Below are 24,574 nucleotides of genomic sequence, written 5' to 3'. Positions count from 1 at the left end.
CACGAGCAGCAGCTCAGAACCCGAGGGCACCCCGCCCGCCGACGACCGGCAGCCGCAGCTCACTGTCGTTCGGTGCGACCCGCAGTTCGGTGCCGCCCAACGGCAGCAGGGTGTACTCCTGGTCGCTGGAGAACACGACCACGCCGATCCGGTGGCCCGCCGCGAAGATGTAGTCCTTCGGCTCCATGGTCCACCGGTAGTCGTACAGCTTGCCCTGCCGCACCGCTGACGTGCGGGCCGGGCTCCTGCGGTTCTGCGGGTCCATCCAGCCGCGGGTCACCACGGTGGGTGCGGCGGTCGACCCAGCGGGGCCGTAGTCGACGAGGTACGCGGTGAGGTTCGCGTCCGGCCTGTTGTCGACGGCCATCCGCAGCCGCATCTCCGGACGACCGGAGAAGCGGACGTCCCGGGTCAGCGTGGGGGAGCGGTACGCGAGCCGGTTCCCGCTCGCCGTGTCCGGGTTGGCCACCAGGGTGTCCGGGTGGATCGTCCGCCCCTCGTCGACGAAGCGCTGCTCGACCGTGCCCTTCGGCGGCTTGCCCGTGGTGAGGGTGCCCGGTGCGGTGGCGTCGGTCGCGGTGAAGTTCAGGTCGACCTCACGCGCGGCCGGGTCCGGCCAGTTGGCGTACGTGGTGTAGGCCCGGTCCTCCCGCTGGAGCACCGCGGTCGGCTCGTCCATGATGCCGTTGCGCACGTTCCACAGCCAGAAGTCGAACCAGCGGTTCTCGGTCTGCTTGTACGTCCAGGTGCGGCCGTCCGGCAGGGTCACCGAGGCGCCGCTGCCCGGCCCGCCGTGCCCACCCTGGTGCAGCCAGATCTTGCGCGGCACGTGGCGCTTGGCCAGCTCGTCCCACCAGCCGGCGAAGTGTTCGGTCTTGACGTTCCAGTCGTTGAGGCCGTGCACCACGAAGACGCTGGCCTTGACGTCGCGGGCGTCGAGGTAGTCGCGCTCCTGCCAGAACGTCGAGTAGTCACCGGTGACCCGGTCCTGCTCCTTCGTGATCTGCGCGATCTCGTCGGCGCAGCGCCCCTCGGCCCGCTCCTGCCCGGCGGTGTACTGGGCCAGGATGTCGAGGTCCTCGCCCTGGAAGGTGCCGGGCGCGACGACCAGGCCGTTGGCCCGGTAGTAGTCGTACCAACTGCTGATCGCGGAGACCGGCACGATGGTCTTCAGTCCCTTGACCCCGGTGGTGGCCACCTGGTTGGGCAGCGTCCCGTTGTAGGAGACACCGGTCATGCCGACCGCGCCGGTGGTCCAGCCGGCGGTGACCGGGGCGCCGTTGACGTCGTACCCCTTGGCGCGTCCGTTGAGCCAGTCGATGACGGCCTTGGTGCCGAGCGTCTCGGCCTGGTCGCCGCTGGTCGGGCAGCCGTCCGAGTCGCCGGTGCCGACGCTCTGGCCGAGCACCACCGCGTACCCGCGCGGCACGTAGTAGTCGTCCAGCGAACCGGGCAGGTTGGCCTTGGCCTGGGCGCGCTGCGTGCCGGCGTCGAGGGTCCGCTGCCCGGTGCGGTCGGTCAGGCCGTTCTGCGGCAGGTCGTCGACGAGCACGCTCGGGTACGGCACGTCACCCCAGGTGCCCTTGCGGTACGGGCTGTGCTCGAAGATGACCGGCACCTTGAAGCCCTCGGTGGCGGTTTCCCGGGGCCGGGAGATGTCGATGGCGACCCGGTCGGGGCGGCCGTCGTGGTCGGTGTCCACCGGGGTCTGGACGTACACCCGCTCCTCGATGGCGTCGGCGAGCGAGAAGACCGGTTGGGTCATGCCGTCGGCCACCACGATGCCGGTGGGCGCGGCTGCCGTGGGCTGGGCGGCTGCCGGTGTCGGTGTCGCGCTCAGGACCAGTGCGCCGGACACGCCGACGCTGAGAAGTGCGAGATGGCGGGGTCGACGCACGCGCGTCTCCGTTCGGTTGGGCTGGTTGCCGGGTCTCGGCAGGGACCAATCGTGAAGATCCATTCGTCGCCATGTTAGGTGCGAGTGGAGGTCACGTCGATCCCTTCGGGTGGTCGCCGTCGGCCGTTATCCGGATCGGGAAAAATGGCGGTAATCGAACCGACATCGAAGTGGGCCGGGCGCCGACACATGGCGGAAACCCCTGCTCCGGCGGGGAGAAAACCTGGTCACCGACTCCCGAGGATCCGGTACCCGGGCATATGATCTTGCACTATGTCGCCGAAGCGGCGCATTTGTCCACATGAGACAGGAGCGAAATGCTCAGGAAAACGCACTGGCTGCTGGCCGTCGCCATGACGGCCACGGCGCTGACCGCCCTGCCGGGCGGCACCGCGACAGCCGGGCCCAGCGGGGGTGCCCCAACAGGCACACCCGGCACCTCCACAGACCCGAAGACACGCACCGTCACCCTGCTCACCGGAGACGTGGTGAACGTCCGGAGCACCGGCCCCGGATGCCCGCAGGCCACCGTACGGCCCGTCGACGGCAACGACGTGATCCGTCAGACCTGCGGCCCGGACGGTCACCTGCACGTCATCCCCGCCCGCGTCGAGTCCCAGATCGGCGCGGTCCTCGATCCTGACCTCTTCGACGTCACCGCGTTGATCGCGGACGGGTACGACGACGAGACCACCTCCCAGCTGCCCGTCATCGTGCAGCCCGCCACCGCTTCCGCCCGGGTGGCCGCGCTCGCCGACGTGCAGACGCTCTCCAGCATCGGCGCGGTGGCCGGACACGTACCCAAGAAGAGCCCGGCCACCGCGAAGCTCGCGACGAACTCGCTGCTCGCCGGAGCGAAGAAGGTCTGGCTGGACCGCAAGGTCCGCGCCACCGCCCTGCCCGCCGGTGCGAAGCCCGCCGACCTGGACCGCAACCTCGCCCAGATCGACGCCCCGGAGGCGTGGAAGGCCGGCTACACCGGCAAGGGCGTCCGCGTCGCGGTGCTCGACACCGGCGCCGACTTCACCCACCCGGACCTGGCCGGCCGGGTTGTCGACCGGGCCGACTTCACCGCCGAGGGCGGGGACGCCGTCGACCACAACGGCCACGGTACGCACGTCGCGTCGACAATCGCCGGCACCGGCGCGGCCGCCCACGGCCAGCGTCGCGGCGTCGCGCCGGACGCCAAGCTGGTGATCGGCAAGGTCCTCGACGACCACGGGTCCGGCGACGACTCCGGCATCATCGCCGCCATGGAGTGGGCGTCCACCCGGGCCGACATCATCAACATGAGCCTCAGCGGCATCGGGGCCGACGACGGCAGCGACCCCCTCTCACTCGCCGTCGACGCCCTGAGCCGGCAGACCGGCACGCTCTTCGTCATCGCGGCCGGCAACAGCGGCGCGCAGATCTCCTCGCCCGGCTCGGCCGCCACCGCGCTCACCGTCGGCGCCGTCGACCGTGACGACAAGCTCGCCTACTTCTCCAGCCGGGGACCGCTGATCAACAACCACGCGGCCAAGCCGGAGATCGTCGCGCCCGGCGTCGACATCGTCGCCGCCCGCGCCGCCGGCACCAACCTGCAGACGCCGATCGACAGGTACTACGAGGCCAGCAGCGGCACGTCGATGGCCTCCCCACACGTGGCGGGCGCCGCCGCGCTGCTCGCCCAGCGGCACCCCGACTGGACCGGCGAGAAGATCAAGGCCGCGCTCGTCGGCGCGGCCGACCCGCTGACCGGCATCGACCCGTACGGCATCGGGGCCGGCCGCCTCAACGCGGCCCGCGCCCTCGGCGGCCCGACCAGCGACCAGCCGGTGGTCAACCTCGGCACGTTCGCGTACCCGCAGTCCGGGACCAGCGCGACGAAGCTCAGCTGGACCGGCGGGTCCACCCCGGCGACGAGCGTTCTCGACCTCGACGTGTCGATCGTCAACCACGACGGCCAACCGGTGCCGCGCGGCGCCGCGTCGCTGTCGACGACCCGGGTGACGCTCAAGCGCGGCGCCACGGCGGGGGCGACGCTGCGCCTCAACCGCGCGGCGTTTGCCAACCGGCCGGGCTTCTACGTGGCCACCGTCACGGCCCGCACCGGCCGCAACGCGGTCGTGACCACGCCGGTGAGCTTCTACGTCGAGCCGCCCAGCTACGACCTGACGATCCGCACCAAGCCGCTGCCCGGCCTGCGGGACGGCGCGGATTCCTGGGTCAGGGTCATGGTCGCCAACCTCACCGACCCCCTGCTCTACTACCGCGGGGTCAACGGCACCCCCGGGGACACCTTCACCCTGCGGGTTCCGGCCGGCCGATACTCGGTGCTCGGCTCGTCCGTGGCCTACTACGTCGACAGTGACGTGCGGGAAAGCACCCTCGCCGCCGCCGGTGACCTGGATGTGCACGGCGCGCGCAGCGTGACCCTCGACCCGGCGCAGGCCCGGCCGGTCACCGGAACCGTCGACGGGGTGCCCACCAAGCCCACCCGGATCGACTTCACCAACGTCCAGACCGCGGCGAACGGCCTGTCGTGGTGGGAGCAGATCAGCGGCTTCGGGGTAGCGACGGCGCTCCGCAGCACCGCGATCCCGAAGCCCACCATCGGGTCCCGGCGCACCTGGGCGGCGGTCAACCTCGACTCGCCGGCCGGGACCGCCAACCCGTACCGCTACAACCTCGTGCACGAGTACGTGGGCGGGGTGCCGGCCGACCCGTCGTTCCGGATGAGCCGGGCCGAGCAGGCCCGGCTGGCCCGCATCGACGAGCGGTTCCACCAGACCGACTCACCGGATATGCCCACCCAGCTGCTCCGCGTGGGCGCGACTCCGGACGGGGTGGCGGTGACCCAGACCGACGAGGGCCCGATGCCGCCGGCCCGGACCTCCTACGTCTCGCCCGAGATCGTTTGGGCCGACACCGGTATCTACGGCGGCCTGCCGGCCATGGAGGCGCCCCGGCAGTACCTGCCGGGCAGCCGGCAGCCGAAGATCTGGGCGCGGCAGCCGCTGCACTCCGACTGGTACGACGACCCGGCCGGCGCGGGGTGGACCTGCGCTTCCGCACCGTCGCGGACCCGGGGCAACCTGCACATCGACCTGGTGTCGCTGACCGACCAGCACCAGCGCGCCGACTGCCTGCAGGGCGAAGCGGTCGGCGTGCGGCGCACCCTGTCGCTGTATCGCGACGGCAAGCTGGTCGAGCAGCGCAACGGCCCGTTCGGCGACTTCACCGTCGGGCAGTCGATGGCCGACTACCGGCTGACCCTCGACGTCGACACGAGCCTGATCCTGCCGATCTCGACGAAGGTCAACACCTCGTGGACGTTCCGGTCCGCCGGGCCGGACGGGACCGGAAGTGTGCCGTTGCCGCTGCTCGCGGTCGACTACGCCCTGCCGATGGACCACAACAACCACACGGTCGGTGGCACGGCCGAGCTGGCCGTCCGGCAGGCACACGGCGTGAAGGCGCAGAAGGTGACGTCGATGCAGGTCTGGACCTCGACCGACGACGGCGCCACCTGGAAGACGGCCCGGGTCACCGGCAGCGGTGACGGCTACCGGTTCGACCTGCCGAAGACCACCTCCGGGCAGGCCGTCTCGCTGCGGGTGAAGGCCGCCGCGAACGGTGGTAGCGGTATCGACCAGACCGTCATCCGGGCGTACCAGGCCAGCTGACGGTCAACGAGCTGGTGCGGCCCGACCTGCAACCGGGCCGCACCAGCACACCATCTGCCGTACCGAGCTGCCCGGCGACCGGTCTGGCGTACTACCGAGTCACTGGCCCTCCCAGACCGCCTTCGCGCCGGAGTCGCCGGTGCGGACCACGTAGTACACGGCGATGCCGGCGGCGAGCAGCGACAACACCTGCAACGCGATGGTCAGCGCCCGACCAGGGCGTACGCCCTCGGCGGTTCCCGGCGGGACGAACCGGACCAGCGCCAACGCCACGACCGCCAGCGCGATCGTCGCGTAGAGGGTGAGGTCACCGAAATCCTGGTGCGCCTCCAGCTTCGGGACGAACTCGGGCGTGACCCGGTTGGCGGAGCGCATCCGCTCGAAGAAGGCGTCACCGGTGAGCTTCGCCATCAGGGCGCAGAGCGGCGCGCCCAGGGCGAGCAGCCCCAGCACCCAGCGGGTGTGCGGCCGGACCGGGGCGACGAGCGCGTAGCCGATCGTCAGGAGGGCCAGCAGCGGCACGAAAACGACCGCGGCGTGCAGCACGAGAGGGTGGGCGGGAATGCCCAGGAACTCCTCGAACATCGGCGTCTCCTGCGGTGAGGTCGGGTGGACGTCGATCGTCCGCCATGGACGCTAGCGCGACCGGAAGGGCGTGTCAGCCCTCAGATTCTCCGCGGCGACCTCGAGCCCGGTGATCTGGTCCGGCACCCCGACGAGGTGTCGGTGCCCCCGGCCGACCAGCGACTGCCGAGCAGGAGTGCGCGGTCCGCTTGCGCCGATGTCGCGCTACGTATCGTCCAGCCCGTACGGCCCGGGAATTCGGTACGGTGCATCAGATGAGCATTGCAGTCAATGCAAAATCGTTCCGAAGACCTCCTTCCTCTGTGCGTGGCTAATGCGCTGGCTGCTTCGTGGAATCGTATTCTTGGACGGCAATGCCCCATTGAGTGCCGTTACAGCAAGTGATGAACTGTCGTTGCCTCGGTCAACGTTATGTTCGACGCATCGATAGATCGACGCATTGAACAGCCCTTATGGCGGGCCGCTGCTGCCCGGTGGCGGCGACGGCGGGGCTGCTACGTCACTCCGCGTCATGAGGTGACTGTCGCGCCGCGGTCGCCGACGAGGACTGTGGCCGGCAGTCCGAAAGGCCAGGTTGGCGTTGTCCACGTAATTAACCTGTAACAGGGCGGACCCACAACGAAATCATTTGTCTGGCTGACGTTCCGGCATTAGAGCCGCCACCCGGACGGAGAACCGCTCGGGTGGCGGTGTCATGTGTCAGCACGATGAGGAGGTCGTCCCGCGTGGAGCCGATGGTCACGGAGCCCCAGGTGCTCCGCGCCGGAGAGCCGGGCGACGAACGGGTGCAGAGCGTGGCGTCGCCCGTCGCCCCGGTCCGGACGGTCAGCAAGTCGCCGACCCGGATCGCCCTGGCCCGGTTGCGCCGCGACCGGATCGCGATGATCTGCGCTGCGATCTGTGTCGCCTACGTCCTGATCGCGATCTTCGCGCCGCTGCTCGCCCGGCTGGCGGGGCAGAACGCCAGCGACCTGCACCAGGACCTGATCGACGAGTTCGGCTTCCCGACGATCGGGCCGACCAGCGAACACTGGTTCGGGGTGGAGCCCCGCCTGGGCCGCGACCTCTTCGCCCGCTGGGTGTACGGCGCCCGGCCGTCGCTCATCGTTGCCGTCGCGGTCACCACGATCACCACGATCATCGGTGTGGTCGTGGGTCTGGTCGCCGGCTTCTCCGGCGGCTGGGTCGACCGGGTGCTCTCCTGGCTGATCGACCTGGTGCTCAGCCTGCCGTACCTGCTCTTCGCGATCGCGAGCTCCGCCGTCCTGGTCGCGATCTTCGGCGGCCCGGACGGTGCCGGGTCCGAGGACGTCGCCCAGATCCGCTTCATCTCGCTGATCTGCGTGCTGTCGTTCTTCGGGTGGGCCAGCCTCGCCCGCCTGGTCCGCGGGCAGGTGCTCTCGCTGCGAGAGCGCGAGTTCGTCGCGGCGGCCAAAGTGCTCGGCATCCCGACCCGGCAGGTGCTCTTCAAGGAGCTGCTGCCGAACCTGGTGGCACCGATCGTGGTCTCCGTGTCGCTGGCCCTGCCCGGCTACGTCGTGGCAGAGGCCGGTCTGACCGTGCTCGGGGCGGGGCTGATCGAACCCACACCGTCCTGGGGTCTGACGATCTCGGCCGCCACCACGTACTACCGGGCCGACCCGCTCTACCTGTGGCTGCCCGTACTTGGCATCACGATTCTGGTGCTCGCCCTGAGCCTGCTCGGCGACGCCGTGCGCGATGCCTTCGATCCCCGGACCCGTCGATGAGGACGCCCTGGGCTGAAGTAACACCGGAAGACAAGACAGGAGCACGTCTGTGAGGCAACTGAAGGTTGGTCTCGCCGCCGCACTGGCCGCCACCGTGGCGGTGGCTGGCTGCGGTAGCCCTTCGTCGAACAACGGCAGCAGCGGTGGAGGTGACACCAAGGGCATCGAAACCCAGCAGAGCACGTACGACCCGACCGCCAAGGGGCCGGCGGCCGAGGTGCCCGGCGCCAAGAAGGGCGGCGTCATCACGGTCTACTCCCAGCTGACCCCGAACACCTTCGACCCGACCGACACCTACTACGCCGACGCGTTGGCGATCGAGAAGCTGCTCTTCCGCAGCCCGACCCAGTTCGCGATCCGCAACGGCAAGCCGGTGCTCGTGCCGGACCTGACCGACCTCGGCACCGTCTCGTCGGACAAGCTGACCTGGACGTTCAAGATGCAGTCGGGCATCAAGTACGCCGACGGCAGCGAGGTCAAGGTCGAGGATCTGGCGTACGCGATCAAGCGGTCGTTCGCCCACGACGTGTTCGCCAACGGCCCGACGTACCAGCTGACCACCTTCAAGGACGGCGACAAGTACAAGGGCCCCTACGTCAGCGGCGACACCTACGCCGGTGTGGAGACCCCGGACCCGACCACCCTGGTCATCCACCTGGCCCGGCCGTACGCGGACCTGCCCCTCTACCTGACCTTCCCGGTGTTCACCCCGATCCCGAAGGCCAAGGACACCAAGGAGAACTACAAGAACAACCCCCTCGCGACCGGGCCGTACCAGTTCGACACCTACACCCCGGGCACCGAGCTGAAGCTGAAGAGGAACCCGCACTGGGACCCGAACACCGACGCGGTGCGGCACCAGTACCCGGACGGCTTCGACTTCAAGTGGGGCGGCGAGGACCCGAAGACCCAGCAGCAGGTGCTCAACAGCGCCGGCGAGGACGCCAACGCGCTCAACTACGGCGCCGTCGACGCCTCGCTGATCCCGCAGCTGACCGGGGACAAGAAGGCCCAGCTGGTCCAGGGCGAGCAGCCCTGCACCTACTCGGTGCAGATGGACACCCGCAAGATCCCGCTGGAGGTGCGCAAGGCGATCGCCAAGGCGTACCCGTACGACCAGATCACCAAGGCCGCCGGCCTGAACAGCTTCAACTCTCAGCCGGCCAGCACCATCCTGCCGCCGAGCGTGCCGGGCTACACCAAGTACGAGCCGTTGCCGGGCCTGAGTGGTGTCGGCCAGGGCGACCCGGCCGCAGCCAAGGCCGACCTGGCGGCGGCCGGCAAGGCCGGCTTCGAGCTCAGCTGGTACTACGACAACACCAAGCCGATCGCGCAGCAGACCAACCAGATCCGGGTCGACGCGTTGAAGGCGGCCGGTTTCACCGTGAAGCCGATCGGTGTCACCACCGCGGAGCTGCGCTCCAAGATCGGAGACTACGACGCTCCGGTCAACATGGGCCAGGCGCCGCAGGGTTGGTGCTCGGACTGGCCGAGCGGCGGGAGCTGGTTCCCGGTGCTGTTCCAGACGCACAGCATCAGCGACAGTCTCAGCTGGGGCGAGCTCAGCGACAAGGCGCTGGACGCCAAGATCGACGAGATCGGCAACCTCCCGGCCGACCAGGCCGTCGCCAAGTGGGGTGAGCTGGACAAGGAGATCATGGGCAAGTACGTGGTCCTGCCGCGCTACTACGGCAAGCTCGCCTTCGTCACCGGCACGAACATCGGTGGCGCCGAGGGCGACGCCTCCGCGGGTGAGCCGTTCTACCTGAACATGTTCCTCAAGAACTGATCTTCCGCCCTCCCGACCGTGGACGCCGGCCGGCCTCCGGCACCTGTGCCGGCCGGCGTCCACCCCTCTCCCCGTTCCGGCCTCGGCTCCCAGCCCGGGCCCGCTGCCACCAGGAGCCTCGGCGGTGCTCATCTACATCCTGCGACGGATCGCCAGCGCGGTCTCCGTCGTCATCGTGACGCTGGTCGCCAGCTTCGGCCTGTTCTTCGTCGCCCCCACCGACCCGGCCGGGACGATCTGCGGCCAGCGCTGCACCCCGGAGCGCTACGCCGACATCAGCGCCAGCCTCAACCTCGACGAGCCCGTCGTGCAGCAGGTCGGCGAGTATCTCAAGGGCCTGGCGGTCGGGCGCACGTACCACTCCGGTGGGCTCACCATCGAGTGCGACGCGCCCTGTCTCGGCTACTCGTACACCCTCGGCCAGCCGGTGACCAAACTGATCGGACAGGCGCTGCCGGTCACCGTCTCCATCGTCCTCGGCGGCGCCGTGGTGTACCTGATCGCCGGCATCCTCGGCGGCATCATCGCCGCCCGAAGACGAGGCACCTACCTGGACCGGCTCATGGTCGGCACCTCGCTCGGCATCAACGCCGTGCCGTACTTCGTGGTGGCGCTGCTCGTCTCCCTCTACGTGACGTTCCTGCCGCACGCCGGTTACCACCCACTGTTGGAGAACCCGCTCACCTGGGCGACCGGGCTGCTGGCCGCCTGGCTGACGCTCGGCCTGGCCAACGCCGCCTCGTACACCCGCTACGCCCGCGCGTCGATGATCGAGACGCTGGGCGAGGACTACATCCGCACCGCCCGCGCGAAGGGCATCAGCGAACGCCGGGTGGTCTACCGCCACGGCCTGCGCGCCGCGATCACCCCGATCGCCACGATCTTCGGCCTCGACCTGGCCTTCCAGTTGACCGGCGCGATCTTCACCGAGGCGATGTTCGGGCTGCCCGGCCTCGGCGTGCTGACCCTGCGGGCCTTCAACCAGTACGACCTGCCGGTGCTCATGGGCGGCGTGCTGATCGGCTCGGTGGTGCTGGTCGCGATGAACCTGCTCGTCGACATCCTCTACACGATCCTCGACCCGCGAGTGAGGCTGGGATGACCGAACCGCAACTGCTGTCGACCCCGAACCGACGGCCCGAGACGGTCTCCCGCGCCCGCCGGGTCACCGGCGACCGCACCGAAGGGCAGTCCTACCTGGAGGTCACCGACCTCACCGTCACCTTCCCGACCGCCGACGGGCTCGTGCAGGCGGTCCAGGGGCTCAGCTACTCCCTGCCGCTGGGCCGCACCCTCGCCGTGGTCGGTGAATCCGGCTCAGGCAAGAGCGTGTCCAGCATGGCCATCATGGGCCTGCACGACCGACGTAGCACCCGGATGACCGGCTCGATCACGGTCGGCGGCGAGGAGATCGTGGGCATGCCGCCCGCCGAGCTTCGCAAGCGGCGGGGAGCCAACGCCGCGATGATCTTCCAGGACCCCCAGTCGTCGCTGCACCCGTACTTCACCGTCGGGGACCAGATCATCGAGGCGTACCGGGCGCACCACCGGGTGTCCAAGCGGGTGGCCCGGGACCGAGCGGTCGACATGCTCGGCCGGGTCGGCATCCCCAACCCGCGCCGTCGCCTGGACGACTACCCGCACCAGTTCTCCGGCGGCATGCGGCAACGCGCGATGATCGCGATGGCCCTGGTCAACGACCCCAAGCTGCTGATCGCCGACGAGCCCACCACCGCGCTGGACGTCACCGTGCAGGCGCAGATCCTCGACCTGATCATGGAACTACAGCAGGACTTTGGCTCGGCGGTCCTCTTCATCACCCACGACCTCGGCGTCGTCGCCGAGATCGCCGACGACGTGCTGGTCATGTACGGCGGCCGCGGCGTCGAGTACGGCCGGGCCGAGTCGATCCTCGGCCGGCCACTGCACCCGTACACCTGGGGTCTGCTGGAGAGCATCCCGGCGGTCTCCGGCGAACCGGCCCGGCTGCACCCCATTCCCGGCACGCCGCCCAGCCTGCTCGCGCTGCCCAGCGGGTGCTCGTTCCACCCGCGCTGCGAGTTCGCCGGCCGGGTACCCGGCGCCGCGTGCTCGGTCGAACTGCCCGATCTGGTCTCCCGCACCGACGACACCACTCGGACCGCCCGCTGCCACCTGTCTGACCCGGCCGGGATCTTCGCGACCGACATCCTGCCCCGGCTGCCCTGAAGGAGCACGAGTTGACATCCTCAACCGACACCGCGACTCTCGCTGCGCCCGCCGGCACGACCGGGACGCCGTTGCTGGAGCTGCGGGACCTGCAGATGCACTTCACCGCCCGGGGCGACGGATGGTTCGGCCGCGACACACACCGGATCCGGGCCGTCGACGGGGTGTCGCTGCAACTGCGCGTGGGCGAGACGCTCGGTCTCGTCGGCGAATCCGGCTGTGGCAAGACCACCACCGGACGTCTGATCACCCGGCTGCTGGAGCCGACCGGTGGGCAGGTCCTCTACCAGGGCACCGACATTACGCACCTGAAGGAGAGGGACCTGCGGCCGTACCGGCGGGAGCTGCAGCTGATCTTCCAGGACCCGTACTCGTCGCTCAACCCGCGGCACACGGTGGGCACCATCATCGGCGCCCCCCTGCGCGTGCACAACCTCGTGCCCAAGGGCAAGGAGTTGAACCGGGTACGAGAGTTGCTGGAGGTGGTGGGCCTCAACCCGGAGCACTACAACCGGTACCCGCACGAGTTCTCCGGCGGCCAACGGCAACGCATCGGCATCGCCCGCGCGCTCGCCGTACAGCCCAAGGTGATCGTCGCCGACGAACCGGTCAGCGCCCTCGACGTGTCGATCCAGGCGCAGGTGATGAACCTCCTCGAAGACCTGCGCAAGGAGTTCAACATCGCGTTCGTCTTCATCGCGCACGACCTGGGCGTGGTACGACACTTCTGCGACCGGGTGGCGGTCATGTACCTCGGGCGGGTCGCCGAGATCGCCGACCGGGACGCGCTCTACGGCACGCCACAGCACCCGTACACCCAGGCGCTGCTCTCCGCCGTACCCGACCTGGGGGTGGCGCGCGGCGCGGCGCCCAAGGCGCGGATCCGACTGACCGGCGACGTGCCCGGCCCGATGGACCCGCCGACCGGATGCCGGTTCCGCAGCCGCTGCTGGAAGGCCGAGGACGTCTGCGCCACCAGCACCCCGCCGTTGCTGCAGGTGGGCACCGGGCACGCGGCGGCGTGCCACTTCGCCGGAGCACTGGACGAGGAGCCGGCCGCCGCGCAGGTGGCCTGAGGCGCAACGCCACACCCAGGACCGTCAACGGTTCCTGGCCGGGCAACTGAGGACGTCGGCGAACGAGAAACAGGCTTCGAGCCTGTCCGGGACACTGCGGTTCGACATCCGGCGGCGCGACAGGTCGCCGATGCTCTCGGAGTGCCCGTGACGGCACCGACAGACGCTGTCGGTGTCGACCGGCATGGTCCGGTGGGGCAGACCCCGATGATCCGGGGCGGCGGAGAGTCGAAGACCTTCTATCCGAACGGTGGGCGTTGATGGGCGGCGGTCAGCTGAGGGCGGCGGGGATGTTCCGCGAATTCGGGCCGGTCCGCTCCGCCGAGCCGCAGGAGGGCATCTTCGACACTACGTCGTGCCTTCGCGGGGCGTGCCGGAGCTGACGGCTTGTTCGCGGCAGGCACGCGATCTGATGTTTTGGACCAGCTGACAAGCTTGCTGGTCACAGTCAGACCTCGACGATGGGCCAGTCGTCGCCGAGCACCTTGCGCACCTGATCCGCTCGAGACGTGATGAGGCCCGCAGCGCTACTGATCGCGAGGAACGCCGCGTGGCCGGCGCCGAGGCGACCGGTCTGCCGGGCCATGCCCCCGATCACCGGGCAGTCGTCGGCCTGGTCGATCTGCAGGGCCGGCGCGAGGACCTGGACGGTCGGGTTGCGACGCAGCATCGTCAGGTACTCGTGCTCGGTGTGGTCGAGCAGGCTGTACGCCTCGAGCAGGCAGACCAGCGGCACGGCGACTGTCGCATCGGCGTCGGCCGCCGCCACCATCGCCTCACCGACGGCGTCGACGCCCTGGGCGTAGGCCATCAGGGCGCCGGTGTCGAGCACGTAGACCGGCGCGCTCATGCCGCGCTCGGCCGGTCGAAGTCGGCGCGGACCTCGTCGACCGGCCGCTCCAACAGCTCCGCGACCCGGGCGATCGCCGCCTCGCGCATCTCCGGTGTCACCTGCCGGGTTGCCAGCCGCTGCACGGCGCCCTGCGGGTCGTACGGAAACTCGCCGTGCCCGGCTGCCCGCAGAGCGGCCCGCATGTCGTCGGATATCCGACGCCGGCGCAGCGCTTCGGTGACATACGCGGAAACCTGGCGGGCCGGGAGCGCATCCAGCTGCTCGGCCACGTCATCAGGGACGGAGATCGTCACACGTCGACTCATACACTGGAGCCTACCGAAGTGTGAATTCGAGGCCCACCAGGAACCGCCATTCGGACGCTTCCTCGTTGAAAGTTGTACGTTGTACGGTCATGCGTCCGCCAGACGTCCAGGGCGGGACGGTAGTTGGGGTGGGTGTCATCGTGAGGGGGACGAATGACGCTGGGCAGAATCGGCGGCTATGAACTGCTCCGGCCGCTTGGCTCAGGTGGCATGGGCGACGTGTTCTTCGCGGTGTCGCCGACCGCCGAGCGGGTCGCCGTCAAGGTGATCAAGCAGCACCTGATCGAGGCGCCGACGGTGCGCGAGCGGTTCGCCGCCGAGGTCGACAGCCTCAAGCTGGTCTTCGGCTCCCGGGTGGCCCGCCTGGAGGGCGCCGACCCGTACGCGAGCCCGGCGTGGCTCGCCGTGGAGTACGTTCCCGGCGCCACGCTGCGTCAGCACGTCGACGCTCGGGGGCCGCTTCCCCTGCCGCTGGCCGCCATGGCCGGCGCGATGCTCGCCGAAGGCCTCGCCAAGGTGCACCAGGTCAAGCTGCTGCACCGCGACCTCAAGCCGCAAAACATCATCCTTGGCCCCGACGGTCCCAAGCTGATCGATTTCGGCCTGGCGGTGCTGATCGAGCGCGACGACTACCTGACCGAGCCTGGCGCCCTGGTCGGCACTCCCGCCTACATGTCGCCCGAGCAGGTCAAGAGTGAACGGGAGCTCACCCCGGCGGTCGACATCTACGCCCTCGCCGCGACGCTGGTCTTCGCCCTCACCGGCCACGGGCTCTACCCGCAGACCAACTCCTGGAATCTGCTGCTGCGCATCAGCGAGCCGAGCGACCTTCCCGACCTGTCCGGCGTGCCGGCCGAGCTGGTGCAGTTGCTCGGCACGATGCTCGCCTTTGACCCCACCGCTCGCCCCGGCCTGACCGACGTTCGCGCCCGGCTGCTCGCGGTCGCCACGGCTGCCAGTGGCAAGAGCGTCCACGCCCTGCGGCAGGAGGTGGCCGCGCTCACCTACGACGGGGACACCGAACTGTTGGTCCCGCCAGATCTGGATGATCCGCGGCAGGACCCGGAGGGCACCGCGGTCGTCGAGGACGAGACCCCTCCGGATCCGACGCCAAAGCCCGACAAGCGTGGCCCCGAGCGGCCCGCGAACGTGCCAGCCGATGTGACATGGCTCGTCGACAAGATGCGCCGCCAGTACGCCCGCCGCTCGACCCTGTAGGAAGGCACCACCGATGACCAGCACCCAGGCCGCGACCTTCGCCCCGGGCTCCCGCATCGTCGTCCGCGACGAGGAGTGGCTGATCCGCAGCGTCAAGACCGGCACCGCGGACGGCACGATGGTGAAGGCGGTCGGTGTATCCGAGTTCGTGCAGGACGTCGAGGCGACTTTCTTCACCGATCTTGAGACCATCACGCCGCTGGTGCCCGAGGAGACGGACCTCATCCAGGACACCTCGTCGCGGTTCCGGCAGAGCCGCCTCTTCCTGGAGGCCGTGCAGCGGCGTACTCCGCTGCCGCGTACCGAGCGCGGGTTGGCCCTCGCCGACCGGTTCCTGCTCGACCCGCTGACCTACCAGCAGCGGCCTGTCGAGTTGGCGCTGTCCGGCCTGCGTCCGCGGATCCTGCTTGCCGACGTCGTCGGTCTGGGCAAGACCCTGGAGATCGGGCTGATCCTCGCCGAGCTGATCCGCCGGGGCCGAGGCGAGCGCATCCTGGTGGTCTCCCCGCAGCAGGTCCTGGAGCAGTTCCAACGGGAGCTGTGGACCCGGTTCGCGATCCCGCTCGTCCGGCTCGACTCGACCGGCATCCAGCGCATCCAGCAGGAGATCCCCGCGGGACGTAATCCGTTCACCTACTTCAAGCGGGCCATCATCTCGGTCGACACCCTCAAGGACGCCGGCCAGTTCGGTCATCACCTCGACGCCACGACCTGGGACGCCGTCGTCATCGACGAGTCGCACAACCTCATCAACAAGGGCACCCAGCGCAATGAGCTGGCCCGCCGTCTGGCCGCGAAGACCGACGCACTGCTGCTGGCCAGCGCCACCCCGCACAACGGCGACAAGGAGTCGTTCGCGCAGCTGATCTCGCTGCTCGACCCGGCGGCGATCGCCAACGAGAAGGACTATCAGGCCAGCGACATCGCGCACCTCTACCTGCGCCGCACGAAGATCAGCCCGGAGGTACGCGACCAGATCGGCGACCGCTGGGCCGACCGAGGCCCCTCCCAGGCCCTGCACTGCACGGCGACCACCACCGAGGAGCAGATCTTCGACGAGTTGACCGACGTGTGGCTGGCCGGCAAATGGACCGACGAGCCGATCACCGGGCAGCACCGGCTCTTCCCGTACACATTGTTGAAGTCGTTTCTGTCCTCACACCGGGCGTTGCACGAGACGGTGACCAACCGACGCAAGAAGGCCACCGGCACCGAGCGGGCAGCGCTGGACCGGCTCGCGGAGCTGACCTCCGCGATGACCGACAGCGACTCCAGCAAGCTCAAGGGCCTGGTCGACGAGCTGAGGAAGATCGGCGTCGGCAAGAACAGCAGCACCCGGGCAGTGGTCTTCTCCGAGCGGGTGCCGACCATCAAGTGGCTCGCCGAGGTCGTCCCCGGGCTGCTTGGCCTCAAGCCGAGCGCGATCCGGGTGCTGCACGGCGGGGTGGCTGACTCCGACGAGCAGACGATCCTGCAGGAGTTCGAGCTGGCTGGCAGCGATGTCCGGTTGCTCTTCACCGGCGATGTCGCCTCGGAAGGTGTCAACCTGCATCAGCAGTGCCACCACCTGATCCACTACGACATCCCGTGGAGCCTCATCCGCATCGAGCAGCGCAACGGCCGTATCGACCGCTACGGGCAGAAGCACCAGCCGCAGTTCCGCGCACTGATCCTCACCTCCGACCGGGAGGACGCCAAGGACGACAGGACGGTCGCCGAGAAGCTGCTCAACCGGGAGGAGACCGCCCACCGCAGCCTCGGCAGCGTCGAGGCGGTGACCGGCCAGTACGACGCCAAGGCCGAGGAGGACCGGCTGGTCCGGGATCTGCTCGCCGGCAAGTCGGTGGACGAGTCCTACGAGGCTGCCCACGCCGAGGTCGACGTGATGGCCGACCTCTTCGGGGAGGTCGGCACCGCGCCCGTCACGGCTGACGTGCTCCAGGCACGGGTTCCGAAGCTCTTCGACTCCACTCAGGACTTCGTCGACGCCGCCCTCTACGAGATCTACGAGGACCGCCCCGAGGATCACATCGACCTGCGCCGCGAGGACGAACTCATGACCTTCCTCGCCCCCCACGACCTGGTGCACCGGCTCACCGACCTGCCCCGCTCCTACCTGCGGGCGCATCGGGAGGGCGAGGACCTGCGGCTCAAGGTCACCTTCGACCGTGCCCTCGCGCAGCGCAAACTCGACCAGGCCCGGCAGAGCAAGACCCCGATGTGGCCGGACATCGCCTTCCTCAGCGACGTACACCCGATGGTCGATTGGCTGGTGGACAAGGTCCTGATCCGGCTGGGCCGCCAGCAGGCCCCGGTGCTCACCGCCGATGTGACCGCGCCGACGTTCCTGATCCAGGGCGTCTACGCCAACCGCCTCGGCCAGCCCACCGTCGTCCAGTGGATGGCCATCTCCGACCTGCCCGCGTCGCCGACGATCCGCCCGATGGACGAGGTGCTGCGCGAGGCCAACGTCGGCCCCACGATGGTCAACCGCGCCGAGGCCATCGCCATCGACCCGCTGAAGGAGTTGCTGCCGGAGGCCGTCGCGGTTGCCCGGCAGTACCTGGAAGGCAAGTGCGCCGAGTGGGCCGAGGCCAACGCCGAGCCACTGCGGCGGCACCGCGAGCAGCTGAGGACTTTCCAACAGGCCAGCCTCCTCGATGAGTTGCCCGGCGCGCACCGGGAGAAGCGACGCCAACGCGTCGACACCACCGTCCAGGAGCAGCACGACCTGCTCGACCGCCTGGAAACCGCCGGCGACCCGCTGCTGCGGGTGCTCGCCGTCCTCGTACCGTCGCAGGAGAACGCCGCATGAGTTTCGAGTCGTTGACCAACCGTGGCGAATACCTCTCCGCGCACTACCTCGCCGAGATCCTGCCCACGACCCTCAAGGGCGGCCTGCTCAAGCAGTGGACCGAGGACGAGAAGTCCGGCCGGGTCACACCGCGCGCCGGGCTGCGGGGCATGCGCCGGCAGTACTTCGACGCCAAGACCGAGCTGACCGACGTCGACTTCTTCGACCCGGAGCGGCTGCGCAAACAGCACCAGGACGTGTTGCGGGCGCTCGGGTTCGACCCGCAGCCGCAGACCATCACCGTCGAGCGCAACGGCCAGGAGTACGAGGTCCACGTCGCGCACGCCGAGCTGACCACCGCACACGGCATCATCGCGTTGGACTGCGGGTGGGCGGTCGACACCGAGGCCGCACAGGACCCGGACGACGCCGGCCGCCTGCTCGACCCGCTCACCCTGTCGAGCGCCGAGACCATCGAGACGGGCGCCAAGCTCGCCTCGCTGCTCTTCGCCGCCGACAGCCCGAAGCCCCGCTACGTGTTGATCCTCAGCGGCGGCGTGATCACCCTCGCCGACCGCACCGTCTGGGGTGAGGGCCGCTACCTGGCGGTAAGCCTCGACACCGCATACGCCCGCAACGACGACAAGGAGTTCGACGTCGTCGCCGCACTCTTCGGCGCCGACTCGCTGCGCCCACCCGCCGAGGGCGGCACCGAACCCCTCGCTGACCTGGTCGCCGGCTCCCGCCAGCACGCCGTCGGTGTCTCCAGCGAACTCCGCGAAGGCCTGAAGGTCTCCGTGGAGCTCATCGCCAACGAGGTCCTCGACCAGATCCGCCGGGCCGGCTACCAGCCGCAGCAGGTGATGGACCTCGACGAGCTGGCCAAGGAGCTGGGCCGGGAGTCGCTGCGCTACCTCTACCGCATCCTGTTCCTGCTCTACGCCGAGGCCCGCCCCGAACTGGGCGTGCTGCCGGTCAACGACCCCCAGTACGTCGAGGGCTACAGCCTCGCCCGCCTCGGTGACCTCGTCTCCCGCCGCCTCGCCCCCTCCGGCGAGGACGGCACCCACCTGTACGAGTCACTCGACCTGCTCTTCCGCATGGTCAACGGGGGGCACCGCCCGCGCGGCGGCGCCGAGGTGGAGGAGAAGGCCAGCGAGGGGGAGGGGCTGCGCTTCGAGCCGATGAAGTCGGACCTGTTCCTGCCGGAGAAGACGAAGCTCATCGGCCGGCTCATCGCCGTACCGGGCAGCGACCCGGACGACTCGGACGGCCCAAAGATCGACACGCGGCTGCGCAACAAGGTCCTCTACGAGGTGCTGCGCCGGCTGATGCTGACCAAGGGCGGCAAGAAGCGCCGCGGCGGCTTCATCTCGTACGCCCAGCTCGGCATCAACCAGCTCGGCGCGGTCTACGAGGGCCTGATGTCGTACACCGGTTTCGTCGCCACCGAGCAGCTCTACGAGGTCGCCAAGAACGGCGACCCGAAGGACGGCTCGTGGATGATCCCAGCCTCCAAAACCGACGAGTACGACGACAACGTCTTCGTCTACAAGGAGAACGCGTACACCGGCGTCCGCAGCCGGGTCTGCTACGAGCCGGGACAGTTCGTCTACCGGCTCGCCGGCCGCGACCGGCAGACCAGCGCCTCCTACTACACCCCGCAGTCGCTCACCGAGGTCACCGTCCAGCTCGCTCTCAAGTACCGGCTCGACCAGGACGACACGATCACCCCGGCCCGCGAGCTGCTGGACTGGACCATCTGCGAGCCGGCGCTCGGCTCCGGCGCGTTCCTCAACGAGGCGATCAACCAGGTTGCCGCCGAATACCTGCGCCGCCGGCAGAAGGAACTGGACGTCACTCTCGACCCGGAGGACTACCACCTCGAACTCCAACGGGTGAAGGCGTACATCGCCCTGCACAACAGCTACGGCGTCGACCTCAACCGCACCGCCGTCGAGCTGGCCGAGGTGTCGCTCTGGCTCAACGTCATGCACGCCGGCCTCCAGGCACCCTGGTTCGGCCTGCACCTGCAACGCGGCAACTCCCTCATCGGCGCCGGCCGCAAGACCTACGGCCCGAAGCAGCTCGCCGACAAGTCGTGGCTCACCACCGCGCCCAAGGAGCAGCCCTTCCGGGGCGGACCGATCGACGAAGGCACCATCCACCACTTCCTGCTCCCCGCCGACGGCTGGGGCGCGGTCGCGGGCGAGAAGGAGGCCCGCGAGCTGGCGCCGGCCGAGACCGCGAGACTAAAAGCATGGCGTACGGCGATGAAGCGCACGCCGTCCGCCAAGGGGAAGAACTCGCAGGTGCAGCGCTTGCAGGCCCTCGCGCGGCGGGTTGAATTTCTGTGGGGGCTGGTGCAGCAGCGGCTCGACATCTCGGAGCGGGAGATCCGCCGCGACATCGCGGTCTGGGGTGCCGAGGACCTACCGAACGTCACGGAGGCAGTGCCCCGGGACGAGATCCTCGCCGACCTGACCGCGCCGGGCACGCCGTACTGGCGGCTCAAGACGCTTATGGACGTGTGGTGCGCGCTGTGGTTCTGGCCGCTGGACAAGGTCGGGCTGCTCGACGGATCCGACCCTGCGTATCCGGCCGCGCCCGTCCAGATCTCACACATCAAGGACGAGTCGGCGTACGAGGAACCGGCCGTCTACGAGACCGCCGACATCTTCGGCAACGTGCAGCCGCAGCAGATGAAGCTCCCGACCAAGCCGACCGGTGGTACGCGGCGGATGACGGTGGCGGAACAGCTTCGCCAACAGGTGCCGCTGTCTAACCTGGACGACTGGCTGACCTTCACCGAAGCGCTCATCGGCCGCAGTGATGTGGACGAGAACACCGAGAGGTTCTACGGCCGGACGCTCACGAGCCTGAGTGAAATGAGCGATTTCGAGCGAAAGCTCGACGGGGTTATTGGTGTCGACTCGCCCTGGACCCTCTCCGACCGGTTCCCTTGGCTGCTCACCGCCGACCGGGTTGCCGAACAGCAGGCCTTCTTTCACTGGGAGTTGAGTTTCGGCCAAGCGTTTGCCAATGGTGGCTTTGAAATCCAGGTCGGAAACCCGCCTTGGGTCAGGCCTGAGTGGCGCGAAACGGATGTGCTCGCGGAGCATGATCCATGGTTTGTGCTTTCGAGTGCAGCGCAAGCAGCGGAAGTTGGCGACCGTAAGGTGCGGTTGCTTCAACAGAGTGTTGCCGGTGAAGGTTACCGATCAGAGCTGGCGATTAATGTAGCACTTGGCACGTTTCTTGGAAGTCTGACGAACTATCGACTTTTGGTGGGCACTCGACCAAATCTGTACAGGGCCTTTATGTGTCAGGTTTGGAGTCACGCTGCGGTGAGTGGGATTTCAGGCCTACTTCATCCGGACACCCACTTCGGTGGGGTTAAGGAGGGAGCCCTTCGGGCGGAATCCTATCGCCGACTTAGGCTACACGGCGGCTTCGTGAATGAAGCGAACTGGGCGTTCTCTCCGCCGGCTGGTCACACCCTAGAGTTCGGTTTGCATGTTTACGGCTCATCCGAATCTATTGATTTTCTTCATCTTAGTCGGTTGTATGCTGCCTCAGTGCTTCCCAACTCTCTTGGCCACGACGGTTCCGGTGATATACCCGGACAGAAATATCAAGGTAGGTGGGATGTTCGACCGCATCTATCCAGGGTTATCAAGGTGGATGCGAACTCGCTGAAGGAATGGCGTTCCCTGCGAGGGGATGAGGGTGGGCTGCTGGAGGAGACTCCACTTCTTCATCCGATTACGACGTATGAAGAGGGGGCCATCTCTGCGCTTGCAAAAATTCGAGATCGGCTTGACGTTAGCCGTCCTCGCATCAGCTTCGGTTTTGATGAAGGTGTTGCCAAAAGGATCGGGCAATTGAAGATCGTTCCCGGAGTGGCAGGCAGCGCCGACGAGGTCGTTCTTCAGGGGCCCCATTTTGGTATCTCGTTGCCCTTTGCGAAGCAGCCGAACGATCCTTTCCGTAACGGTAAAGATTGGTCCCCTGTCGACCTGGCGAAACTGGATTCTTCGTTCAGGCCGAGAACGGCGTTGGCTCGGGGCTGCGACTTGCAATCCTTTCGCGCGGCGCAAGATACGTGGGATGGCCGCAGTTATGCATCGTATTATCGTATGGTATGGCGTGCGATGATTGATCCAAAGAGCACTGAACGCTCTCTCTTCGCTGCACTCGTTGCCCCTGGGCCAACGCACGTGCATGCAGTGCATTCCATGGCTCTCTCGACCAATTTGGAAACCGCGCTCACGGTCGGCTTTTGGTCATCGCTGCCAACGGATTATCTGTTAAGGGTGACAGGCCGGACAAATCATGGTGCCGCAGAAGCCAAAAAGATGCCTGCGGTCACGTCGGATCATCCGTTGGCAACCGCGTTGCTTATTCGGACCTTGCGATTGAACTGCTTGACGGACGACTATGCCACATTGTGGAATGAATTGTATTCCGATTGGTTTGCGAATGAGTGCTGGGCAGTTGATTGGCCAGCGATTTCCTCTATTTCAGTTGTGGATGGGAATTTTAATAGAGAATGCGGCTGGCGCGTCGAGAGAGTTCGCCGTTCAGCTCTTGTGGAAATAGACGCGCTTGTTGCCGCGTGGTTGGGCATTAGTGCGGATGAGTTGGTGGCCATTTACCGGGGGCGTTACCCGATCATGTCGGAATACGAGTCGGGCATGTGGTTCGACGCGACTGGGCGAAAGATCGCAGAGAGTCATCACGCCTTCGGCTTCGGGCAGACGAAGGAACATTACAGGCAGTTGATGGCCTACCTGGATAATCCAGATCAAAATCGGGTTCCCGATGGGTATACCCCGCCGTTTTACAAGGCAGATCGCGAGAGCGAATACAGGCAAGCCCATGCCGTTTTCGACAAGCGGCTTCAGGATGCGATCGACGCGGGTTGGCAGTCTTAGCCAGTTACCCCTCGCGCCCCCAGGCTTTGGCTTTCAGCTATGGGGGCAGGCCAGCGAGCGCAGGGCGTACTCTCCCGGCCGGGCGCGCGACAGGGAGAGCGTTCGGCCGGTGCAGCCCGTCCGGCCTACGTCTCAGCGGGTGGGCTTGGTTGCCTGGACGAAACTGGTCCAGGCGGCGGGGGGGAAGGTGAGGGCGGGTCCGGCCGGATCTTTGCTATCGCGTACGGCGACGAGACCGGGCAGGTTGTGGGCGACTTCCACACAATTGCCGTTGTTATCGCCACTACGGGTGCTCTTCCGCCACTGGGCACCGAGCAGGTGGTCAGCCATGGTGGACCTCTTCCTTGATCTTGCCGATCATCCTTCTTGATTGTTCCTCATCAAGTGCGAGGTCGAGGAGGCTCGCCCAGACCTTCTCGTAGACCGCGAACTCGTCGGGCCTGTCGAGGTAGAGGGCACCGGTCACTGACTCGCTGTAGACAACGGACTGATCAGCGACGACCCGGTTGACGAGCGGGAAGTCGAGCATGACGAAGGCCCCCGCCAGTGCGCCGTAGTGCGCTCCAGCCGACAGCGGCAGCACGCGGATCGACACGTTGGGTAGCTCGGTTCGTTCAAGAAGACGGTCCAGTTGCTCGGCCATGACCGACGGGCCGCCGACGCGTCGTAGCAAGACGGATTCCGACAGAACCCATTCCAGCTTGGGTGCCTTCGGGAGCCGGCGAACAAGGATCTCCTGCCTGCGGCGGCGGACTTCCAAGACCTCTTCTAACTCGTCAGCGGGCATGTTGGGGCGGTTCTGATAGACGCCGCGCGTGTAGCCCGGAGTCTGAAGCAGTCCTGGGACCAGGGTGTCGTCGTGCTCCCGCAGCCGGGACGCGGCGGATTCCAGGCCGACGTACAGCTCGAACCAGTCGGGGACGGCATCGCCGTACGAGTGCCACCAGCCCTTGGCCTTGGTCTCGGCGGCCAGGGCGGTGAGGGCGCCGGTCAGGTCGGGCGTCGCCCCGTACAGCTCGCACATGGCCTTGGCGTCGAGGGTGCGGACCGGGCCGAGGCCGGTCTCGATGCGCCACATCTTCTGCCGGCTCCACTGCATCGCCTCGGCGGCGCCGTCCAGTGTCATCCGCGCCTCGGTGCGTAGGTCGCGCAGCGCCCGCCCGAGCTGCCGTCGCGGCACTGTCGATCCCATGTCGTCGGCCATCGGCTCCCGCCCTCTCCGTGTTGCATTTTGTTACATCCAGACACCATCGGTGAAACGCGCGGTCGTTGCGCCCGGGAATCAATTCCATTGGGTGCTGCCACGCCCACGGCCCCGGCGTTGTTCCGGCTTGAGATGTTCTGTCCAGGTTCAGGATGGGTCCAAGGTAGTTGTGGGACGAGCGCGACTCTGATGATCTTTCGGGTGTCTAGACCTAAAGATCGTTCCAGGAGCCGCGCTCGTGTCCTCATCTTCCCCGATCCACCCTGTTGTTGACCACCTCGCCGATCTGGCC

General features: G+C 68.0%; 15 protein-coding genes. 9 read left to right on the top strand and 6 right to left on the bottom strand.

Annotated features, from left to right (window positions below):
- Positions 1–13 precede the first annotated feature (13 nt).
- The gene (locus F8271_RS09900; protein WP_151489400.1) at positions 14–1,897 is read right to left on the bottom strand and encodes a Xaa-Pro dipeptidyl-peptidase; all 1,884 of its coding nucleotides are present in this window, start codon (positions 1,895–1,897) and stop codon (positions 14–16) included.
- Positions 1,898–2,214: 317 nt separating this feature from the next.
- Between F8271_RS09900 and F8271_RS09895 the strand changes: the two genes are divergently transcribed.
- Positions 2,215–5,565: a S8 family peptidase gene (locus F8271_RS09895; RefSeq protein ID WP_225854351.1), complete on the top strand. Its 3,351-nt coding sequence runs from the start codon at positions 2,215–2,217 to the stop codon at positions 5,563–5,565.
- Between the two features lie 99 nt (positions 5,566–5,664).
- Here the strand turns inward: F8271_RS09895 and F8271_RS09890 are convergent, their stop codons facing one another.
- Entirely contained in the window at positions 5,665–6,150 is a 486-nt protein-coding gene (locus tag F8271_RS09890; protein ID WP_151489399.1) for a DUF2231 domain-containing protein, read from the bottom strand.
- 734 nt (positions 6,151–6,884) lie between these two features.
- Between F8271_RS09890 and F8271_RS09885 the strand changes: the two genes are divergently transcribed.
- The 5 genes from F8271_RS09885 (at position 6,885) to F8271_RS09865 (ending at position 12,971) form a co-directional block, all read left to right on the top strand.
- A complete protein-coding gene (locus F8271_RS09885) occupies positions 6,885–7,898 on the top strand; it encodes an ABC transporter permease (protein WP_151489398.1) in 1,014 nt (337 codons plus the stop codon).
- A gap of 49 nt (positions 7,899–7,947) precedes the next feature.
- Positions 7,948–9,687 carry an ABC transporter substrate-binding protein gene (locus F8271_RS09880; protein ID WP_225854349.1) on the top strand — a complete coding sequence of 580 codons (1,740 nt, stop codon included), beginning with the start codon at positions 7,948–7,950 and terminating at the stop codon, positions 9,685–9,687.
- Between the two features lie 124 nt (positions 9,688–9,811).
- A complete protein-coding gene (locus tag F8271_RS09875) occupies positions 9,812–10,789 on the top strand; it encodes an ABC transporter permease (protein WP_151489397.1) in 978 nt (325 codons plus the stop codon).
- Positions 10,786–11,895 (top strand): ABC transporter ATP-binding protein, encoded by a 1,110-nt coding sequence (locus F8271_RS09870; protein ID WP_151489396.1) that lies wholly within the window; start codon positions 10,786–10,788, stop codon positions 11,893–11,895. The genes F8271_RS09875 and F8271_RS09870 overlap by 4 nt, the downstream gene beginning before the upstream one ends.
- Positions 11,896–11,906: 11 nt before the next feature.
- Positions 11,907–12,971 (top strand): ABC transporter ATP-binding protein, encoded by a 1,065-nt coding sequence (locus F8271_RS09865; RefSeq protein WP_370461891.1) that lies wholly within the window; start codon positions 11,907–11,909, stop codon positions 12,969–12,971.
- 448 nt (positions 12,972–13,419) lie between these two features.
- Here the strand turns inward: F8271_RS09865 and F8271_RS09860 are convergent, their stop codons facing one another.
- Complete coding sequence (locus F8271_RS09860) at positions 13,420–13,821, bottom strand: hypothetical protein (RefSeq protein ID WP_151489395.1); 402 nt, start codon at positions 13,819–13,821, stop codon at positions 13,420–13,422.
- Positions 13,818–14,129 (bottom strand): hypothetical protein, encoded by a 312-nt coding sequence (locus tag F8271_RS09855; RefSeq protein ID WP_151489394.1) that lies wholly within the window; start codon positions 14,127–14,129, stop codon positions 13,818–13,820. The genes F8271_RS09860 and F8271_RS09855 overlap by 4 nt, the downstream gene beginning before the upstream one ends.
- A gap of 153 nt (positions 14,130–14,282) precedes the next feature.
- Between F8271_RS09855 and F8271_RS09850 the strand changes: the two genes are divergently transcribed.
- From F8271_RS09850 to F8271_RS09840, 3 genes are read left to right on the top strand one after another with little or no spacing between them, the layout of a single operon-like run.
- Complete coding sequence (locus F8271_RS09850; protein WP_151489393.1) at positions 14,283–15,347, top strand: serine/threonine-protein kinase; 1,065 nt, start codon at positions 14,283–14,285, stop codon at positions 15,345–15,347.
- A 13-nt stretch (positions 15,348–15,360) separates the two neighbouring features.
- A complete protein-coding gene (locus F8271_RS09845) occupies positions 15,361–18,162 on the top strand; it encodes a helicase-related protein (protein WP_151489392.1) in 2,802 nt (933 codons plus the stop codon).
- Positions 18,159–23,078, top strand: a complete 4,920-nt coding sequence (locus tag F8271_RS09840; RefSeq protein ID WP_151489391.1) for a class I SAM-dependent DNA methyltransferase — start codon at positions 18,159–18,161, stop codon at positions 23,076–23,078. Before F8271_RS09845 ends, F8271_RS09840 begins: the two co-directional genes overlap by 4 nt.
- A 132-nt stretch (positions 23,079–23,210) precedes the next feature.
- On the opposite strand, the gene F8271_RS09835 is transcribed toward F8271_RS09840, so the two are convergent.
- Positions 23,211–23,408, bottom strand: coding sequence for a DUF397 domain-containing protein (locus F8271_RS09835; protein WP_151489390.1), 198 nt, complete (start codon positions 23,406–23,408; stop codon positions 23,211–23,213).
- Positions 23,401–24,282 (bottom strand): helix-turn-helix transcriptional regulator, encoded by an 882-nt coding sequence (locus F8271_RS09830; protein WP_151489389.1) that lies wholly within the window; start codon positions 24,280–24,282, stop codon positions 23,401–23,403. Before F8271_RS09830 ends, F8271_RS09835 begins: the two co-directional genes overlap by 8 nt.
- Between the last annotated feature and the right edge of the window lie 292 nt (positions 24,283–24,574).

It is taken from the genome of Micromonospora sp. ALFpr18c, assembly GCF_008868155.1.
Classification (GTDB): Bacteria; Actinomycetota; Actinomycetes; order Mycobacteriales; family Micromonosporaceae; genus Micromonospora.
Note: the sequence above shows the minus strand (reverse complement) of the source record. Positions and strands in the feature narration are given on the sequence as shown.

Excerpts from the sequence above, each read along its gene's own strand:
- F8271_RS09895 (WP_225854351.1), top strand. The coding sequence starts at position 2,215 with ATGCTCAGGAAAACGCACTGGCTGCTGGCCGTCGCCATGACGGCCACG.
- F8271_RS09890 (WP_151489399.1), bottom strand. The coding sequence starts at position 6,150 with ATGTTCGAGGAGTTCCTGGGCATTCCCGCCCACCCTCTCGTGCTGCAC.
- F8271_RS09885 (WP_151489398.1), top strand. The coding sequence starts at position 6,885 with ATGGTCACGGAGCCCCAGGTGCTCCGCGCCGGAGAGCCGGGCGACGAA.
- F8271_RS09870 (WP_151489396.1), top strand. The coding sequence starts at position 10,786 with ATGACCGAACCGCAACTGCTGTCGACCCCGAACCGACGGCCCGAGACG.
- F8271_RS09860 (WP_151489395.1), bottom strand. The coding sequence starts at position 13,821 with ATGAGCGCGCCGGTCTACGTGCTCGACACCGGCGCCCTGATGGCCTAC.
- F8271_RS09855 (WP_151489394.1), bottom strand. The coding sequence starts at position 14,129 with ATGAGTCGACGTGTGACGATCTCCGTCCCTGATGACGTGGCCGAGCAG.
- F8271_RS09850 (WP_151489393.1), top strand. The coding sequence starts at position 14,283 with ATGACGCTGGGCAGAATCGGCGGCTATGAACTGCTCCGGCCGCTTGGC.
- F8271_RS09845 (WP_151489392.1), top strand. The coding sequence starts at position 15,361 with ATGACCAGCACCCAGGCCGCGACCTTCGCCCCGGGCTCCCGCATCGTC.
- F8271_RS09840 (WP_151489391.1), top strand. The coding sequence starts at position 18,159 with ATGAGTTTCGAGTCGTTGACCAACCGTGGCGAATACCTCTCCGCGCAC.
- F8271_RS09835 (WP_151489390.1), bottom strand. The coding sequence starts at position 23,408 with ATGGCTGACCACCTGCTCGGTGCCCAGTGGCGGAAGAGCACCCGTAGT.
- F8271_RS09830 (WP_151489389.1), bottom strand. The coding sequence starts at position 24,282 with ATGGCCGACGACATGGGATCGACAGTGCCGCGACGGCAGCTCGGGCGG.